General features: G+C 65.1%; 14 protein-coding genes and 1 tRNA gene. 11 read left to right on the forward strand and 4 right to left on the reverse strand.

Annotation, left to right across the window (positions count from 1 at the left end):
• Window position 1 precedes the first annotated feature (1 nt).
• From tig to ACFFDA_RS28050, 7 genes are all read left to right on the forward strand, one after another.
• The gene (gene tig, locus ACFFDA_RS28020) at window positions 2-1,591 is read left to right on the forward strand and encodes a trigger factor (protein WP_404480516.1); all 1,590 of its coding nucleotides are present in this window, start codon (window positions 2-4) and stop codon (window positions 1,589-1,591) included.
• Between the two features lie 267 nt (window positions 1,592-1,858).
• Window positions 1,859-2,596 (forward strand): methanethiol S-methyltransferase, encoded by a 738-nt coding sequence (gene mddA, locus ACFFDA_RS28025; protein WP_404480517.1) that lies wholly within the window; start codon window positions 1,859-1,861, stop codon window positions 2,594-2,596.
• 197 nt (window positions 2,597-2,793) lie between these two features.
• The gene (gene clpP, locus ACFFDA_RS28030; RefSeq protein WP_404480518.1) at window positions 2,794-3,459 is read left to right on the forward strand and encodes an ATP-dependent Clp endopeptidase proteolytic subunit ClpP; all 666 of its coding nucleotides are present in this window, start codon (window positions 2,794-2,796) and stop codon (window positions 3,457-3,459) included.
• 121 nt (window positions 3,460-3,580) lie between these two features.
• A complete protein-coding gene (clpX, locus tag ACFFDA_RS28035) occupies window positions 3,581-4,843 on the forward strand; it encodes an ATP-dependent Clp protease ATP-binding subunit ClpX (RefSeq protein WP_404480519.1) in 1,263 nt (420 codons plus the stop codon).
• 141 nt (window positions 4,844-4,984) lie between these two features.
• Window positions 4,985-5,143, forward strand: a complete 159-nt coding sequence (locus tag ACFFDA_RS28040) for a hypothetical protein (RefSeq protein ID WP_404480520.1) — start codon at window positions 4,985-4,987, stop codon at window positions 5,141-5,143.
• The gene (locus ACFFDA_RS28045) at window positions 5,140-7,284 is read left to right on the forward strand and encodes a hypothetical protein (protein ID WP_404480521.1); all 2,145 of its coding nucleotides are present in this window, start codon (window positions 5,140-5,142) and stop codon (window positions 7,282-7,284) included. Before ACFFDA_RS28040 ends, ACFFDA_RS28045 begins: the two co-directional genes overlap by 4 nt.
• Entirely contained in the window at window positions 7,281-7,985 is a 705-nt protein-coding gene (locus ACFFDA_RS28050) for a DUF3142 domain-containing protein (RefSeq protein WP_404480522.1), read from the forward strand. The genes ACFFDA_RS28045 and ACFFDA_RS28050 overlap by 4 nt, the downstream gene beginning before the upstream one ends.
• A 1-nt stretch (window position 7,986) precedes the next feature.
• On the opposite strand, the gene ACFFDA_RS28055 is transcribed toward ACFFDA_RS28050, so the two are convergent.
• Window positions 7,987-8,652 (reverse strand): peptidylprolyl isomerase, encoded by a 666-nt coding sequence (locus ACFFDA_RS28055; protein ID WP_404480523.1) that lies wholly within the window; start codon window positions 8,650-8,652, stop codon window positions 7,987-7,989.
• 22 nt (window positions 8,653-8,674) lie between these two features.
• Entirely contained in the window at window positions 8,675-9,385 is a 711-nt protein-coding gene (locus ACFFDA_RS28060; protein ID WP_404480524.1) for a GcrA family cell cycle regulator, read from the reverse strand.
• A 110-nt stretch (window positions 9,386-9,495) separates the two neighbouring features.
• Between ACFFDA_RS28060 and ACFFDA_RS28065 the strand changes: the two genes are divergently transcribed.
• Window positions 9,496-10,401 carry an ABC transporter permease gene (locus ACFFDA_RS28065; protein WP_404480525.1) on the forward strand — a complete coding sequence of 302 codons (906 nt, stop codon included), beginning with the start codon at window positions 9,496-9,498 and terminating at the stop codon, window positions 10,399-10,401.
• 174 nt (window positions 10,402-10,575) lie between these two features.
• On the forward strand, window positions 10,576-12,774 hold the full coding sequence (locus ACFFDA_RS28070; protein WP_404480526.1) for a putative bifunctional diguanylate cyclase/phosphodiesterase: 2,199 nt from the start codon (window positions 10,576-10,578) through the stop codon (window positions 12,772-12,774).
• A gap of 74 nt (window positions 12,775-12,848) precedes the next feature.
• Here ACFFDA_RS28070 and hspQ read toward each other — a convergent pair whose 3' ends face one another.
• Window positions 12,849-13,229, reverse strand: coding sequence for a heat shock protein HspQ (gene hspQ, locus ACFFDA_RS28075; RefSeq protein ID WP_404480527.1), 381 nt, complete (start codon window positions 13,227-13,229; stop codon window positions 12,849-12,851).
• Window positions 13,230-13,387: 158 nt separating this feature from the next.
• Between hspQ and ACFFDA_RS28080 the strand changes: the two genes are divergently transcribed.
• Window positions 13,388-13,477 (forward strand) — tRNA-Ser (locus tag ACFFDA_RS28080).
• Window positions 13,478-13,654: 177 nt separating this feature from the next.
• The gene (locus tag ACFFDA_RS28085) at window positions 13,655-14,893 is read left to right on the forward strand and encodes a tyrosine-type recombinase/integrase (protein ID WP_404480528.1); all 1,239 of its coding nucleotides are present in this window, start codon (window positions 13,655-13,657) and stop codon (window positions 14,891-14,893) included.
• An 89-nt stretch (window positions 14,894-14,982) separates the two neighbouring features.
• Here ACFFDA_RS28085 and ACFFDA_RS28090 read toward each other — a convergent pair whose 3' ends face one another.
• Complete coding sequence (locus ACFFDA_RS28090) at window positions 14,983-18,294, reverse strand: glycoside hydrolase family 2 TIM barrel-domain containing protein (RefSeq protein ID WP_404480529.1); 3,312 nt, start codon at window positions 18,292-18,294, stop codon at window positions 14,983-14,985.
• Between the last annotated feature and the right edge of the window lie 87 nt (window positions 18,295-18,381).

The raw sequence follows: 18,381 nt of genomic DNA on the forward strand, positions 1-18,381 counted from the left end.
AATGCAGATCGTCGAAACGACCAACGAAGGCCTGAAGCGCGCCTACACGGTCACCATCCCCGCGTCGGCCATCACCTCGAAGATCGAGGGCGAGGTCAAGAAGATCGCCCCGCAGGTGAAGATGCCCGGCTTCCGCGCCGGCAAGGTTCCCGTGAACCTCGTCAAGAAGCTGCACGGCCCTGCGATCCACCAGGAAGCGCTGAACACCTCGATCCGCGAGGCGATGGACAAGCTCGTCGCCGACAACGCCCTGCGCCCGGCGATGAACCCCGACGTCCAGCTGACCGAGGGCTACGAGGAAGGCAAGGACGCCGAGCTGACCGTCAGCCTGGAAATCCTGCCCAAGATCGAATCGCCTTCGCTCGAAGGGCTCAAGCTCGACAAGCTGACCGTTCCCGTGTCCGACGAAGCCGTCACAGAAGCGGTCGAGCGGATCGCCACCCAGCAGCAGCGCTTCGAGACCAAGGACGGCGAGGCCGTCGAGGGCGACCAGGTCATCATCGACTTCAACGGCAAGCTCGACGGCGTCGAGTTCGACGGCGGCAAGGCCGAGAAGGCCCCGCTGGTCATCGGCGCCGACCGCTTCATCCCCGGCTTCGAGGAACAGCTCAAGGGCATCAAGGCCGGTGACGAGCGCGTCATCACCGTGACTTTCCCCGAAGACTACCCGGCCGAGAACCTCGCCGGCAAGGAAACCACCTTCGACATCGTCGCGCACGAAGTGAAGGCTCCTGCTGAATCGAAGCTCGACGACGATTTCGCCAAGGAACTGGGCCTCGAGAGCTTCGAGCAGCTCACCGGCCTGCTGCGCGGCCAGCTCGAGCAGGAAACTGCCGGCCTGACCCGCACCGCCATGAAGCGCTCGCTGCTCGACCAGCTTGCCGCCGGCCACGACTTCGAAGTGCCGCCGACGATGGTCGAGGCCGAGTTCTCGCAGATCTGGCAGCAGCTCATCCAGGAAGCGCAGAGCGAGGAAGATCCCGCCGCTGCCCTGGAAGAGATCGAGGCCGAGAAGGACGACTACCGCAAGATCGCCGAGCGCCGCGTGCGCCTGGGCCTGCTCCTGTCGGAAATCGGCCAGGCCAACGGCGTCGAAGTGACCGCGCAGGAAATGCAGATGCTGGTCGGCCAGGCTGCCCAGCAGTACCGTCCGGAAGACCGCCAGCGCTTCTTCGAGTACGTCCAGCAGGACCCGATGATGGCGGCCCAGCTTCGCGCCCCGCTCTATGAGGACAAGGTCGTCGACTTCCTCATCGAGAAGGCCGAAGTGACCGAGCGCGAAGTGACCCGCGAGGAGCTGCAGGCCGCGATCGAGGCCGACACCGACGGCCCGGGCGCGACCGAAGAGAAGAAGCCGGCGAAGAAGGCTGCGGCCAAGAAGACCGCCAAGAAGGCCGACGACGCTGCGGAAGAGGCGCCCGCTGCCGAAGCGGCCGCCGATGCCGTCGCCGAGGAGAAGCCGAAGAAGGCTCCCGCCAAGAAGGCCGCCGCCAAGAAGGCCGACGATGCCGCCGAAGGCGACGTCGAAGCCGAGGCGAAGCCCGCCAAGAAGGCTCCGGCCAAGAAGAAGGCCGCCGAAAAGGAGGACTGATCCCTCCCTTCGGTCCGACCGTCGAGAAAACGGCCCGGTGCAGCGATGCACCGGGCCGTTTTCATGTTGGGCGGCGAATCGTCGGCCGCAGGAGAAGCCCGGCCGTATCGCCTCGACGCGGTACGGCGATCGTTGTTCGTGACCAGGTTCAATCTTGTCGGGAGGTTCGCCGTCTCGGGCTCGGCGTATTGGTAAAAACACCTATAAATTGTCGATGAACCTGGGGCGTGATACTCTCGAGCCATGAAATAATCATGGGAGGCCGAAGTGCGGATTGTCTTCCTGCTGTTCGGCGGCTTGTCTTACGCGATATTCTTTGCGACGTTCCTGGCCCTGATCGCCTTCGTTGGCGGACTGCCGTTCCTGTCGCGGACCGTGGATGCGGGAGGAGCCGTCGTGCCGCCCGTGGTCGCGGTGGTCGTCGACCTCGCTCTCGTCCTCCTCTTCGCGGTCCAGCACAGCGTGATGGCGCGGCCCAAGTTCAAGGCGGCGTGGACCCGGATCGTGCCCCAGCCGATCGAGCGCAGCGTCTACGTGCTGGCCGCCAGCCTGGCCCTCATCGTGCTGATGGTATTGTGGCGGCCGATCCCGGCCGTGGTCTGGTCCGTCGGCAACCCGTTGGGCGCCGGAATCCTGTGGGCGCTGTTCGCGTGCGGATGGCTCATCGTACTGGTCAGCACGTTCCTCATCAGCCACTTCGAACTCTTCGGGCTCGCGCAAGTGTGGAACAACCTGCGCGGCAGGGCGGTCGCCTCGGCGGTGTTTCGCCAGCCTTTCTTCTACAAACTGGTGCGCCATCCGCTCTACTCCGGCTTCTTCCTGGCGTTCTGGGCGACCCCGCTGATGACGGCCGGTCACCTGCTGCTGGCCATTGCCATGTCGGTCTTCATGATCGTCGCGATCCGGTTCGAGGAGCGGGATCTGGTGGGCGTATTCGGCCAGGATTACGTGAGCTATCGGGAAACTACGGGGATGTTAGTACCCAGGCTGCGCCGCCGCGGCTGAGCGGAACTTGCCGTGGCCCGGGGCCGTAGCGGCGGCGGGCAACGGCGGATGCAGCCGGATCGGGGCCTGTTCTTCGGGAAATCCCCAAGGTGCGCGACGGCGTTGTCACCCGCGCGTCACCGATTGATCGGTTAATCCCCTTGAATGTCGGAGCCAGCCACGCGACATAGGCGGTCCAAACCCAGATGAGGACTCCCATGCTCGACCTGTTCGGCGCTTCGAACGCCCAAGGAAAGTTCCACACCGATCCCGTGACCGGCGCGCTCGTGCCGATGGTCGTCGAGCAGACCAGCCGCGGCGAGCGCTCCTTCGACATCTATTCGCGCCTCCTGCGCGAACGCATCGTGTTCATCACCGGCCAGGTCGAAGACCACATGGCTTCGCTGATCGTCGCGCAGCTTCTGTTCCTCGAGTCGGAAAATCCCTCGAAGGACATCTCGATGTACATCAACTCGCCCGGTGGCGTGGTGACCGCCGGCATGGCGATCCACGACACCATGCAGTACATCAAGCCGCGCGTGTCGACCGTGTGCATCGGGCAGGCCGCCTCGATGGGCAGCTTCCTGCTCGCCGCCGGCGAGCCGGGCATGCGCATCGCGCTTCCGAATGCGCGGATCATGGTGCACCAGCCCTCGGGCGGCGCCCAGGGCATGGCCTCCGACATCGAGATCCAGGCGCGCGAGATCCTGCGCATGCGCCGCCGCCTGAACGATCTCTACGTCAAGTACACGGGCAAGACCCTCGACGAGATCGAGAAGGCGATGGACCGCGATACGTTCCTCGAAGCCGATGAAGCGCTGGCCTTCGGCCTCGTCGACAAGGTCTTCGAGACCCGCCCCGAAGGCGACAAGCCGGCAGCTTGACGTCCCGCAGCGGGACCGGACCTTTCAGGCTATCGCAAGGATTTGGCGGTAGGATTGCAAAACCGGTCCCCCACGGGGTAGAGTGGCCGAGTCGCCTCGATTTGGAGGCCAAAGACGGATAATGACGAAATTGAGCGGATCTGACGCGAAAAGCACCCTCTACTGCAGCTTCTGCGGTAAGTCGCAGCACGAAGTGCGCAAGCTGATCGCGGGACCGACGGTCTTCATCTGCGACGAATGCGTCGAGCTTTGCAACGACATCATTCGCGAGGAGACGAAGGCCGGCATCGCGGGGCGCAAGGACGGCGAAGTCGTCTCCCCCCGTGAAATCTGCGAGACGCTGAACGACTACGTGATCGGCCAGGAACGCGCCAAGCGCGTCCTGTCGGTGGCTGTCCACAACCACTACAAGCGCCTCAAGCACAGCGGCAAGCAGGGCGACGTCGAGCTTTCGAAGTCGAACATCCTGCTGGTCGGGCCGACCGGCTCGGGCAAGACGCTGCTCGCGCAGACGCTGGCCAAGACGTTCGACGTGCCCTTCACCATGGCCGATGCGACCACGCTGACCGAAGCCGGTTACGTGGGCGAGGATGTCGAGAACATCATCCTCAAGCTGCTCCAGTCGTCCGACTACAACGTCGAGAAGGCGCAGCAGGGCATCGTCTACATCGACGAGATCGACAAGATCAGCCGCAAGGCCGAGAACCCGTCGATCACGCGCGACGTGTCGGGCGAAGGCGTGCAGCAGGCGCTGCTCAAGCTGATGGAAGGGACCACCGCATCGGTTCCTCCGCAGGGCGGCCGCAAGCATCCGCAGCAGGAATTCCTGCAGGTGGACACGACCAACATCCTGTTCATCTGCGGCGGCGCCTTTGCCGGTCTCGACAAGATCATCGCCGACCGCCTGCAGAAGCGCTCGATCGGTTTCGGCGCGCACGTCGCCGATCCGGACAAGCGCCGCGTGGGCGAACTGCTCCAGAAGGCCGAGCCCGAGGATCTGCTCAAGTTCGGCCTGATCCCCGAGTTCGTCGGCCGCCTGCCGGTGATCGCGACTCTCAACGACCTCGACATCGGGGCGCTGGTCAAGATCCTCAAGGAGCCGAAGAACGCGCTTATCAAGCAGTACGCGCGCCTGTTCGAGCTGGAAGACGTGGAACTGACCTTCACCGACGACGCGCTCGAGGCGATCGCGCAGAAGGCGATCGAGCGCAAGACCGGCGCTCGTGGCCTGCGTTCGATCGTGGAAGGGCTGCTGCTCGATACCATGTTCGACCTGCCGACCGAGCGCGACATCGCCGAAGTCGTGGTCGACAAGGACGTGGTCGAGGGCCGCAAGGAACCGATCCGCGTGCTCAAGGGCGACAAGGCCGAGGAAGCTGCGTGACCAGCAGGGCCGAACAAGCCGCCTGAGGGTTGCCGTTTCGGGCTGAAATTCGAGGGCCGCTCACCGCAAGGTGAGCGGCTCTTTTCGTTGATGTCGTGCTTCGGCCAGCCAGGCCGCAGTTGGGCAGGGCAAGGGGGGGCGATGTTCGGAAAACTGTTCGGCAGGAAGCAGGCGGTCGTCGAGGCCATGTCCGACCGGAAGGCGGCCTTGCCCGATGCCGCGATCGCGCATGCGCGCGCGGCCGATCCGGCCTGCTGCTACGTCGAAGCACCGAGGGCGTGGATCGGAGGGATGCGATGAAGCGAGTGGCACTGGCGGGAACGGCGCTCGCGGCGCTGGCGGCATGGCCGCAGGCGGCGGGCGCGAGCGGGGACTACGGCTGCTCGCCCGGCTGGACGCTGGCGACGTCCTCGTTCGAATGCGCGGGCAGTGCGGTGATCGGCCCGCGCAACGACACGCGCGTCAACCTTGCCTTCCTGCTGCGCGACCGGGCCGGGATCGCCGCGCCGGGCAAGCTGGCCTACCCGGCGCGGGGATGGGAGAACGCGGACTTCGGGCATGTCTTCCTCGGCTGGGACGAACTGCAGGCGGCTTTCTGGCCGCGCCCGCAGACAACCGGCGAGGGCACCGGGCAGGACTATGCCGGTTCGCGCTGCCAGACGCTGGGCAGCGGCGGCGAGGCCTTTCGCGCCGCGCTGTCGGCGAGCAAGGCGCTCAAGCCCGGCGAGCGCGAGACGCTGGCCGCGGCGCGCGACCTGGTCAAGCCGGCCTGCGACGGCGACAAGGGCCAGGCATCGTGGCCGGCCTTGTCGAGCGCGGCGGGGCAGGGCTATCTCGCCTACCTGCAAGGCGCCCGGGCCTTCTATGCCGATGATTTCGCCGTCGCTAGGGCGCGTTTCGCCGACCTCGCACGGTCGAGGGAGCCATGGCTCGCGCAGACCGCTCGCTACATGGCAGCGCGTACCGAACTGGCCGCCGCGCAAGCCGGGGCGTTCGACGAGTGGGGCGGCTATGCCGGTGGCGACAAGGTCGACCGGGCTTCCGCCGAACGGGCGGGGAGGGCGTTGCAGGACTACCTTTCCGCCTATCCCAAGGGTCTCTATGCCGCCTCCGCCGCGGGCTTGACGCGCCGCGTCGCCTGGCTGCTGGGCGAGGGGCCGGTACTGGCGCGCAGCTACGCGGCGCTGCTGGCGACCCAATCGCCGCTCGCCCCGCAATCCCCGGCGCTGATCGAGGAAGTCGAGAGCAAGGTGCTGTTCGGTACCGGTCTGGGTGCCGATGCCGACGCGCCTGTGCTCCTGGCGACCTGGGACTTGCTGCGCATGCGTCGTTACGCGCAGGACGATCGCCCCCTGCTGGTGTCCGAGGTTCCCGAACCGCTGACCTCCGCGCAGCTAGCCGCGCAGCAGCCCGCCTTCGCAGGCGCGCCCGATCTCTATGCCTACCTGCAGGCGAGCTTCGCCTACCATGTCGCCCGGGACTATCGCCGCGTCCTGGCGCTGGTGCCCGACGATGCCCGCGCGAAGAGCTTCACCCCGCTGGCCTTCAGCCGCCAGATGCTGCGCGGGCTGGCGCTGGAGAAGCTGGGCGATCGCAATGCGGCGGGCTTCTTCCAGCAAATGACCGGCGGCGCGCGCGACCTCTACCAGCGCCCGGCGGTGGAGCTGGCGCTGGCGATGCACTGGGAGCGCAGCGGCGAACTGACGAAAGTCTTCGCGCCCTCGAGCCCCATCACCGAGCCGGAGATCCGAACGCTCCTGCTCGCCCACGTCGCGGGTCCGGACCTGCTGCGCCGTCAGGCGGGGGCGCGGGAGGCGGGGCAGGTCGAGCGGGACGTCGCGCTGTTCACGCTGATCGCCAAGGACCTTGGCCGGGGTCGCTATGCGGACGGCGTCGCCGATCTCGCGCTGGTCCCGGCGAACGCCTCCACCACCGGGTGGGTCGGCACCGGCTGGACGGGCGGGTGGATGAGCGCCGACCCCGAATCGCGCCCGCCGGTGGGCCTTTTCCTCCGGGGGAAATTTCAGGAGGACTACGTCTGCCCGGCGCTGGCCCGGACCGTCGCGGCGCTGGCGGCGCGGCCCGGCGATGTGAAGGCCCGGCTGTGCCTGGCCGAGTTCTACCGTCTCAACGGCTTCGACGATTATCTCGCCGACAGGGACCACCCGCCGGGCAACCAGCTGGGCGGAACGGCCGGTCTCTTCCCCGGCAAGGTGACGCCGCGTGCCGGGCTTTACGCCGCCGTGCTGGCGGACCGCTCCGCCACCCCCGAGGACACCGCCTATGCGCTCTACCGTTCGGTGATGTGCTATGCTCCCAGCCGCAACAATTCCTGCGGCGGCGCGGATGCCAGCGAGGCGCAGCGCCGCGCCTGGTTCCAGCGTCTCAAGCGCGACTATCCGAAGAGCAAATGGGCGATCGACCTCAAGTACTACTGGTGAACCGGCGTGCGATGCTGGGCGGGGCGCTGTCGAGCGTGGCGCTTGCGGCCTGCGACGCGGGCGGCGGCATCGTCGATCCGCGCCGCTACGAGGCGTTCTTCCTCTGGCCCGGCGTCACCGCGCCCGGCTGGCTGGGGCAGGCCGGCGAGGTCTACGTGCTGGCGGGCGAAGTGCGCCATGATCCCGGCAGTCGCTTCGAGCCCCTGCGGACGACACCCCGGGTTCCGGGGCCGACGCTTTGGCTGGTGGCAAGGGTGGAACGGCTCGACTGGGAGGAAGCGATCCATCGCGAGGTGCTGCGCCTGCTCGCCTTGTGGGAGGCTGCGGGCAATCGCGTGGCCGGGCTCCAGGTCGATTTCGACGCGGCGACGCGGGGGCTCGATCGCTATGCCGCGTTCCTCGCCGACTTGCGCGGCCGGCTGCCGCGCCGCTGGAAGCTTTCCATCACCGGCCTGATGGACTGGAGCGCGGGGGGCGATCCGGCGGCGCTGCGGCGGCTGGCGGGATGCGTCGACGAGGTCGTCGTGCAGACCTACCAGGGCCGGCGCACCATCCCCGGTTATGCGGCCTACCTCGCCGGTTTGCGCAAGCTGGGCATGCCCTATCGCATCGGGCTCGTCGAAGGCGGGGAATGGCGGGAGCCGGCGGGGCTTTCCGGCGACCCCATGTTCCGGGGGCACGTGGTGTTCCTGCTGGCCTGAGTCAGGGCGCTTTGGTGCGCCTTGCGCTGAGGATCTTCACGTCCGCCTCGAGGATCTGGCCGCGCATAACGCCCTCGCCCTTGGTGGCCGAGCGCGGCAGGTTCCAGATCGCCTTCACCACGTCCATCCCCGAGACGACGTGGCCGAAGGCGGCGAAGCCGGCGCCGGGGTCCTTGCCGTCGTTGCCTTCGTCGGCGTCGAGGGCGTGCATGTCGGACACCAGGATCAGGAAGTCGGCGGTCGCGGTGCCGGGCGCGAAGCGGGCCATCGAAACCGTGCCGGCAACGTGGGTGATGCCGGTCTTGCTGGTCGGTTCGTGGGCGACGGGGGGAAGCAGGTTGGCGCCGTTGCGCACTCCGCCCTGCAGCAGGCCCTGGGCCGGGTCATGGTCGAGATGCATGGCGCGGTAGAAGACGGCGCCGTCCATCTTCCTGGAATCGACGTATTTCAGGAAGTTGGCCGTGGTCAGCGGGGCATGGGTCCTGTCAAGGGCGAGCGTGACGACGCCTTGAGGCATGGTCAGCGCGACATAGACATATTCGACCGGGACCGGAGCCGGAACCGGAGCCGGCTGTGCCTCGGCGGCGGCGGCGGGCGCCACCGGAGCCTCCTGCGCCGTGGCAGGCGAAAGCGAAAACACGAGCGGCGCCAGCAGCACCGCGAGCATCGACTTTCGCCCGCGCATCGGCTCAGCGGACCCGCGGGCCGCCGAAGGGCAGCGGCGGAGGCGCACGGCGGGCGCCGCGCGGCAACTGCGCCTGGTAGGCGCGTCCGCAGTGTTCGACGCAGTAAGGGAAGCCCGGGTTCACCTTGTCGCCGCAGAAGTGGAAGTCCGGCTCGCCGGGGTGGCCCATCGGCCAGCGGCAGACGCGGTCGTTGAGGTCGAGCAGGCTGGTCTTGCCGGCGATCTCGGCGCTGGGCTTGGCGGGAACCAGGCGGCGCGGCGGGGCCGGCGGGATCGGCTGCTGCTGGTCGCCGGGACCCTGGCGCAGGAAGCCGCCGGGGCCGACCGAGACGACGCGCGGACGATCCGAGGCCGGGGTCGGCGCGGGTGCGTCGGCCGCAGCGGGCGTGTGCGCCGGCTCGGGGCTGCGCGGCGCGGGCGCTTCGGGAGCGGGCGGTGCCGCGCGGACGACGGGTGCCTGAACCTGCGGTTCGGGCGCACGGGGTGCCGGGGGCGGCGCGGCCTCGAGCGGCTTGACCTTCTTGGGCACGGCGGGGCGTACCGGCTTCTCGTTCGCCTTCACCGGGGAAGGGCGCGCCTTGAGGCCGAGGCGGTGGGCCTTGCCGATCACCGCATTGCGGCTGACGCCGCCGAGTTCGTCCGCGATCTGGCTGGCAGTGGCACCGCCTTCCCACATCTTGGTCAGCTTCTCGATCCGCTCGTCCGTCCAGCTCATTCCAGTTCCATCATACTAAGGCAGGGCGCCCCCGGGGTATCGCCCCAGAATCGCCCCGGATATCCAGGCGCCGCTTGCCTCGGAAGGCTACAGCCGATAGTCGCCGGTCCATGGCCGATCAACCCCATTCCACTGCGCTGCCGGATACCCCCGGGATTCTCGAACCCCGCGACAATCCGACTCCTTCCGTTCTGGCCAGATTTCCGGCGAAGGGCGAGCCCGTGATCCACCAGGTCAACTGGGTGGGGCTCAAGACCCTTTATATGAAGGAGGTCAGGCGTTTCTTCAAGGTCCAGACCCAGACGATCTGGGCGCCGGCGATCACGACTCTGCTGTTCCTGGTGATCTTCACCGTGGCGCTGGGACGCGGCGGGCGTGAAGTGCTCGGCGTCAACTTCGCCACGTTCGTGGCACCGGGGCTGATCGTCATGGGGATGATGCAGAACGCTTTTGCCAATTCCAGCTTCTCGTTCCTGGCCGGCAAGATCCAGGGCACGATCATCGACTTCCTCATGCCCCCGCTGACCGAGGCCGAACTGATGCTGGCGATCGTCGGCGCGGCGGTCACCCGCGCCGTGCTGGTGGGCCTGGCCCTCGCGGCGGCGATGCTGCTGTGGCCGGGGATCGACATGTCGGTCGCGCACCCCTGGGCGGTGGTGTGGTTCGGCCTCGCCGGCTCCACGTTCCTGGCGCTGCTGGGGTTCCTGTCGTCGATCTGGGCCGAGAAGTTCGATCACAACGCGGCAGTCACGAACTTCGTGATCGCCCCGCTCTCGCTGCTGTCGGGCACGTTCTACGTGATCGACAACCTGGCCCCGGCGTTCCAGGCGATCAGCCGCCTCAATCCGTTCTTCTACGTGATCTCGGGCTTCCGCTTCGGGTTCCTGGGCGCCAGCGACATCGGCGACACCAACATGGCGGTGTTGCACAGTGCGCTCGGCCTCGGACTGCTCGACGCGCTGCTCGCCGGAGTGGTGTTCCTGGTGCTGCGCTCGGGCTGGAAGCTGAAGGGCTGAGCGTTCGCGCCGGAATGGCGGCGACGAAATTTTCCGAACGGCCCGCGAAGCCCTGAAACTTCGCAAAAAAATGAAGACATACACTCTTCATTAACGGAAATTTATCTGCTCCGGTGCAAGCAGGGCCATGTGGCGTTAGGTAAAGCCTCTGGCGACAACCGCAGAAAGACTGTCGTGCGCTTTACCGCGCCGATCGTCGTGGCGGCACTGTGCATCCTCGTCCTGATCCTCGGAATGCTGCACTGGTCCGGCCGCGAGGTCGATCGGATCGCCCGGGAGCGGGACCGCGCCATCGTCTCGCTGGTCCTCGCCCAGAGCGTCGAGCGCGTCGCGCATGCGCAGGAATCCTCGACCGTATGGGACGAGGCCGTCCGCCAGGTGCACAAGGTGCCGCTCGACCCGCGCTGGCTGGACCTCAACCTGGGCATCTGGTTCGAGGACTATGCCGGGATCAACGAGGTCTACATCCTCGATGCCCGCAACAACCCGATCTACGCCATGCGCGAAGGCAAGCGGACGCGGCCGGAAAGCTACATCGCCGTGGAGGATGTGGCGGGCCCGCTCGCGCGGCGCCTGCGGGTGACGCGCACCATCCAGAAGCGCACCAATGCCAGCCCTGCCATGCTGTCGCCGGGGCAGGGCGACCTTGCGGTGATCCGCGGCCGCCCCGCCATCGTCAGTCTCAAGCCGATCGTGACGGACAGCGGAACCTTGCGGCAGGTGCCGGGAACCGAGGTGCTGCACGTCGCGGTCATGTATCTCGACGACGACGTCTTCACCCGCGTCGGGCGGCAGTACGGCCTGACCGACGCGCATTATGCGATTGCGCCGGACAGTGGCGGGAGCGCGCGTTCGGCGGCCCTCCACGATCGCTCGGGCGGCATCATCGGCTACCTGGTATGGCGGCCCTTCGCGCCCGGGAGCCAGGTCACGGCCGCGCTCGGCCCGGTGCTGCTGATCGTGCTGCTGCTGTCAACCGGCGTCATCTACCTGCTCGCCAGCCGCCTCGCCCGGCGCACGCACGACCTGGAGGAAAGCCGCCTCCACGCCCAGCACCGCGCCATGCACGACGAACTCACGGGCCTGGGCAACCGCGCCATGTTCGAGGCGAGGCTCGACGAGGCCCTGTCCCGCTCGCGGCGGCACAAGTCGCTGCTGGCGCTGCTCTACATCGATCTGGATCGCTTCAAGCAGGTCAACGACACGCTCGGCCATCCCGCCGGGGACGCCCTGATCCGGCAGGTCGCGCGCCGTCTCTTCGCGGAAGTGCGGGGCTACGACCTCGTGGCGCGGCTGGGGGGGGACGAGTTCGCGATTCTCATCGGCGAGCCCGAGGACCGCGTCGCCGTCGAGCGGATCTGCGCGCGCATCGTCGCCGAACTGGAGCGCCCCTTCGACCTGTCGGGCTCGCAGGCCTTCATCGGCGCCAGCATCGGCGTCGCCATCGCCCCCGCGCACGGGGTCGACCGCACCGAGTTGACCCGCAAGGCCGACATCGCACTCTACAAGGCGAAGAACGAAGGGCGCAGCCGCTTCTGCTTCTTCACGCCGGACATGGACGTCGACGTGCGCTCGCGCGAGGAAAGCTATCGCGACTTGCGCGTGGCCCTGGCCGACTGCGACCGGCATCTCCAGGTACACTACCAGCCGATCTACGCGGTCGAGGACGGGCGCATGGTCGGGGTGGAGGCGCTGCTGCGCTGGCAGCACCCCGAACAGGGCCTGGTCGGGCCTGCGGACTTCATTCGCTCGGCCGAGGAATCGGGGCTCATCGAGGTGGTGGGCGACTGGGTCCTGCGTCGCGCGATCCGGGATGCGCGGGCATGGCCCGGCGTGCGCATCGCGGTCAACGTGTCGCCGATCCAGCTGCGCAGCCGCAAGTTCGTGGAGACCGTGCGGCAGGTCCTGCTGGAAGGCGGCGTCGCTCCCGAGCGACTCGAGCTGGAGCTTACCGAAACCGCATTGATGGCGGCCTCGGGCGACGTTGCCCGCTCCCTGTCCGAGCTGCGCCGCCTGGGCGTCGCCTGCGCGCTCGACGATTTCGGGACCGGCTACTCCTCGCTGAGCCACATCCGCGACTTCGCGGTGGACCGGATCAAAATCGACCGTTCGTTCGTCAACGCCGTGAGCACCGTGCCCGGTGCGGCCCTGGTCGAGGCGATCGTCAGCCTGGCACGCGCCAACGGCCTGCGCCTGACGGCCGAGGGCGTCGAGGCGGAGGAGCAGTACGCGTTCCTCAAAAGGGTAGGGTGCCACGAAGTGCAGGGCTACCTGCTGTCGCGCCCGGTGCCCGCCGGCCAGGTCTCCGCCCTGCTGCGGGTGGCCAAGCCCGGCGGCACGGGCGCGGCGGTCCATCCGGCGGCACCGCTCTGACGCGGGATCAATCTCCGGCGGCTTGACGCTTCAGGCTGCGTGGCGCGTCCCGCAATAGCGGTGAAGCCCAGCCGTCAGTGTGCGAGGCCGCGGCGCAACTGGTAGTGCCCTTCGACATAGTCCTCGAACATCTGCGAGAGCGAGGGGTGGTCCACGGGGCCGCCTTCGGCGTCTTCCATCAGGTTCTGCTGGCTGACGTAGGCGACGTAGCTCGATTCCTCGTTCTCGGCGAGGAGGTGGTAATAGGGCTGGTCGCGCATCGGGCGCACGTCGGCGGGGATCGACTGATACCATTCCTCGCTGTTGGCGAAGACCGGATCGATGTCGAACACCACCCCGCGGAAGTCGTGCAGCCTGTGGCGCACCACGTCGCCGATCGCGAATCGCGCCCGCATTTGCCGGGGGGCATCGATGACGCGTCCGGCCTGAGGAGAGAAGAAGGACGCTCTGTTCATATGGTCAGATATAGGTTTTGTGCGGGAGGCAAACAAGCGAACCTGCGGGCCCTTCCCCGAAAAAGTGAAAACGGGGCTTGGCAAGCTCGATCAAGTCGGCTAGCGGCGCACTTCGCTTGACCCGGTGGGGGCTTCCCCACTGTAGCACGATCTCTTGCGGAGAGGTGGCAGAGTGGTCGAATGCGCTGCACTCGAAATGCAGTGTACGGGAAACCGTACCGTGGGTTCGAATCCCACCCTCTCCGCCAAGAGCCCCTCCACAGGGTTCCACAAACGTCCACCCGGATTGACGTTTCTCCTCTGAAAACTGACGCTTAGCAGGCTCAGGCGACCGCAGTCGTTCACACGCCTCCACATGCTTCCCAGCATGGCGTGGGCTCGATTCGTGGTCTCGGCTCTGGAAAAACGTGGTCTCGGAGATGACGATGTTGAGCGACGCAAAAGTCCGCGCGGCCAAGCCGCGGGACAAAGCCTACAAGCTGACCGACAGCCATCGGCTTTACCTTATGGTGAAGCCGAACGGATCGAAGCTATGGAAGTGGAACTACGCCTACGGCGAAAAGCAGAAGACCATGGCTTTCGGCATTTACCCGATGGTCAGCCTGGTCGAGGCGAGGGCGAAGCGCGACGCAGCGCGGTCCCAGTTGGAGGACGGCCAGGATCCGTCGATCGTCAAGAAGCTGCGCATCGAGGCCAACCAGGAAGCCTCGCGCAACACGTTCGAGCGGGTGGCACGGGACTGGTTCGAGAATGCCAGGACGCAATGGGCCAGGGTCCATGCCGATGACGTCATCCGCAGCCTCGAGCGGGATGTCTTTCCGACGATCGGCGAACTTCCCATCTCGCAAATGACCCCTCCTAAGGTCCTCGAAATCCTGAGGCTCATCGAGGAGCGCGGTGCAGTGGAGACTGCCAGGCGTGTCCGGCAACGCATCTCGGCGGTCTTTGTCCATGCCATCGCCAAGGGCATCGCCGAAAAGGATCCCGCCGAGAAGCTCGGAGCGGTCCTGAAGCCACTGCGCAAAGGGCGCCAGCCAGCTATCACCGATCTTGGCCGGCTAAGAAAAATGATCAATGATGCCGAAGAGGATCAGGCGCGCCCGATCACCCGGCTCGCGTTGCGCCTTTTGGCGTTGACGGCGGTGCGTCCCAACGAGATCAGGGGCGCGCAATGGGAAGAGTTCGAGGATCTCGATGGCACCGAGCCCCTTTGGCGCATTCCGGCATCGCGCATGAAGGGTGACCGTGATCGCAAGGAAGAGGTCGGCGGTGATCATCTCGTCCCCCTGGCTAGGCAGAGCGTCGATGTGTTGAGGGTGTTGTGGCCTCTCACCGGGCGCAGTGCATTGGTGTTCCCAAGCAATCGCCATGGGCACCGAACGATGAGCGCCAACGCCATCGGTTATCTGCTCAACCGGGCAGGCTATCACGGCCATCATGTGCCCCATGGCTTCCGTGCCGCCTTCTCGACAATCATGAATGAATGGGTTGCGCTGCCAGCGAATAGGTCACTTGCAGGTCTGTATTCGTACAAATCGCCTTCTATCAGACGGACCGGGACACCAGTTGGGAGCGGTGTCCCGATTCGCTCAGCACGTCGGGCGGAGTATTTGGAGGAGGACTCTTCCCGATCCGAAAGTCGGCAGACTTTCGGCGACGCGTGATGTCGAGCCTGCAAGGAGGTTGCGCAACGCCGCGACAGGTGTATCAACACTCACCTTGATATCGATATCAGTTGCGTCAATCAATTCAATTATCGGGGGAAAGACGGGTCGCCGGCAGGGCTGGGGATTTCCGGCCCCAATAATTCCAATAGGGTATTGGCTCCGCTTCCAGTTTGCAGCTGCGAGGGCGCGATCGTGAAGCTGTAATTCAGCGGAGCAACAGGTATACGATACTTGCCGTGAGCCCGTGCTTCCTCGCTCCAGGCTGTGTCTCCTCCGACGCCGACCTGGGCTGCATCGACCAACACGGAAACATGTTCGCGAGGGTGTATGTCTGAACTGCGCCAAGTCCCCGGATCTCTGCGATCCAAATCTTCGTAGGGAAAGGCAAGGACATTGGTGGAAAGTGGCGTTGTACCGGCAATGCGAAATCCTCGTCCCAGGTCGTCTGCGATTTCGATCCACCTGACGTTGCTTTTGTTTCCCGTTTCCATCGGTCGCATATAGTCGTGATTCTGCTCGGCAATTAGCCCAGACCAGCGCGCCTCCGGAGCGCCTGTTTTTCGATCTGCGTAGCTCTCCTGGGGGCCCCGGCCGAACCACAGCAGCCGGTGAAAATCTGATGGGGCTGAAAAATACAGGCCCACGCGTAACGGGTCCGGAAGTGTGTCACGTAGTGGCATGAAAGTGACCGTCACCGTCACGTGCCCTGCGCCATCCATTCGGTATCGCGTGGCGAAGTCGACCGCTCCCGCGCCCAGATCATAGCTAATGCTAATAGTCGCGCTGCCGTCTTCGGACTTCTGTACTGCTACGGTCTTCACCATGCGGCTTTTGCTCATCATAGCCCAGACGACATGTGTTACCGGGACCTGTGCCCCGATATCGTTGTCGGTGACAGGGCGATAGAAATTAGGCATGCCTCCGCGCAGAACTTGCCGGCCGTTAAACGAGAGCCCGTCAAGAAGCCCCGACCCGGAGTTTACCGCAAGTTCCGTCCCGGCCGCCGTTAAAATGTAGCGTTGCGCATCACGCGATACCGAGACTGTTGAGGTCGAAGGGACGGCGGGACTCGTGGTGGCTGGGCTTGGGCTGTCCAGTGCGAACTGCTCCCACGCCATCACAGTTCCCTCACTGACCAGGGGGATGGCCCCAAGCTTAGCGCGGGCAATGATGATGAGAGAGCGTTCCTTGTCGTTGCCGACGTCCCTAGATGGCAGCGGGATCGCGATCTGCCCCGAAGCTCGAGCCGCAATTCCCGGGTTGGCGATTGCACCTTGCGCAAGGGAACGGCCGTCCTCGAGCAGCTGCCAGGACAGCTCATAGCCGCTCAGGTCCTGGAAATCGTGGCGGTTGATGAGAGTAACGATGCCGCTTCCCGGATTGTCCGAGCGAAACGAGATCGGCTGATAAACCTTACGCATCTCGAAGAAGTGCGGGTTTGGACGGCGATCAGCGTGAATAAGGCCATCGCCAAATTCGATGTCACCACCAGGGTTTGGCCCATAATCCCCACCCATCTTCCAGAAGAAACGGCCGTTCTTGTCCACCCCATTCATTCCCTGGTCGACCCAGTCCCAGATGAACCCGCCCTGCAGCTTGGGATGTTTGTAGATCACGTCCCAATAGTCCTGCAGGTCGCCGCCGCTGTTTCCTTGCATATGGGCGTACTCGGACTGGATCATTGGTTGCTTATGGGTCGGATCCGTGGCGTACGCTTGCATCTTCCAAAGCGTGTCATACATCGGGGCGTAGATGTCGACGTAATCGTTGACCTTGTGTTCAAGGCCCAGCATGCCGTGGCCAAGATAGCTTACCAGCCGCGTCGGGTCAGCTTTGCGTACAGTTGCCGCGGCTTTTTCGAAATTCGGCCCTGTTCCCGCTTCGTTGCCCAGCGACCAGAACAGCACCGAAGGGTGATTGCGGTCGCGCAGGACCATATTCACCGCCCGATCAACATGGGCCTGCTCCCAGGCTGGGTCATAGCCAATCTGGTAGAGTTCGCGCGCGGCTTGAGTATTGCCGGGTGCCTTGTCCCCCGCTTCCATATAGGCATGACTCTCGACGTTGGCTTCGTCCATCACGTACAGCCCATATTCGTCGGCAAGATCGTACCACAACTCGGCGTTCGGGTAATGCGACGTGCGCACGGCGTTAACGTTGTTGCGCTTCATCATCTCGATGTCGCGCCGCATGCTCGCCTCCGATATGACATGGAATGTCGCCGGGTCGTGTTCGTGCCGGTTGACACCGCGGATCGTGATCGGCTGCCCGTTGACCATGACTTGCCCGTCTTTGATCTCGACCGTCCTGAAGCCGATCCGGCGCGCGGTCGACTGGAGGGGATTATCATTTTCATCGAGCAGTTCGGTAACCAGCGTATATAGATTCGGCGTTTCCGCCGTCCATCGCCTGACTTGAGGAATAGTCGCCGCTATCGTCGCCTTGCGAGCGGCCATCTTAGCCCCCAGACGCTGACTTCTGGACCAGACGACTTGCTGCCCATCCAGCAATACGACCCGAACTGTCGCGGGGCGACCCGAAGCAACGCGGAAGTCGACGGTTAGCTGGCCATCCACATATCTGCGCTCGAGCCCGGCGCGCACCGACGTGTCGAGCAGCCGAAGCTGTGGTTCGGCTACGAGATAGACGCTTCGCTCGATGCCACTGACGCGCCAAAAATCCTGATCTTCCAGGTAACTGCCATCAGACCATCGAAAGACTTGGATGGATACATTGTTCTTGCCGACGCGTACGAATGGAGTGACGTCGAATTCCGATGGCAGCTTGGAATCTTCAGAGTAACCAACTTTCCGGCCATTGACCCAGATATAATAGGCTGAGCCCGCTGCGCCGACGTGGAGAACTATAGTGCTGTTTTTCGTCCAGTTTGACGGCAGCACAAAGTCACGGCGATACGACCCGACGGCGTTGATGTCGTGTTGAATCAGCGGGCGATTTGCGGGGAAGGGGTAGGTAATGTTGTTATATTTCGCTTGTCCATACCCATGTGCCTGCCAGTCAGAGGGCACAGGGATCGTTTTCCATGCGGAAACGTCGAATTTGTCGTGCCAGAAATCGAGCGGTCGTAGGTCCGCGTTTTCAACGAACGCAAATCGCCAATCGCCGTCCAGATCTAGATACCGTGCGGACTTCTTCGGATCGCCGTCCAACGCCAAGGCGCGGTTTTCGAAAGGAAAGCCGGAACTGCGTGCGGGCAGCTTGCCAGCGGCGTTAACCCCTGGATTTTCCCAATCTGGGCGTTCGGGACTGACCTGGGGCTGTATTGGCATCGCCACCTGCGGCAATGCGCCATTGGCCCATAAGGACGCAGCAAGGATAACCGAGATCCGTGAAGCATGAACCGCGCAGGATCGATTTCGCAAACGGATTGACTTCACGTGATCCACTCCCATCAGACAGACCGTTCTGCTTCTCGATCGCTTGTGATATCGATATCAGATTCATGCGACAAGGCAACGGCATAA

The sequence above is a fragment of the Novosphingobium sp. BL-52-GroH genome, assembly GCF_044813085.1.
Taxonomy (GTDB): domain Bacteria; phylum Pseudomonadota; class Alphaproteobacteria; order Sphingomonadales; family Sphingomonadaceae; genus Novosphingobium.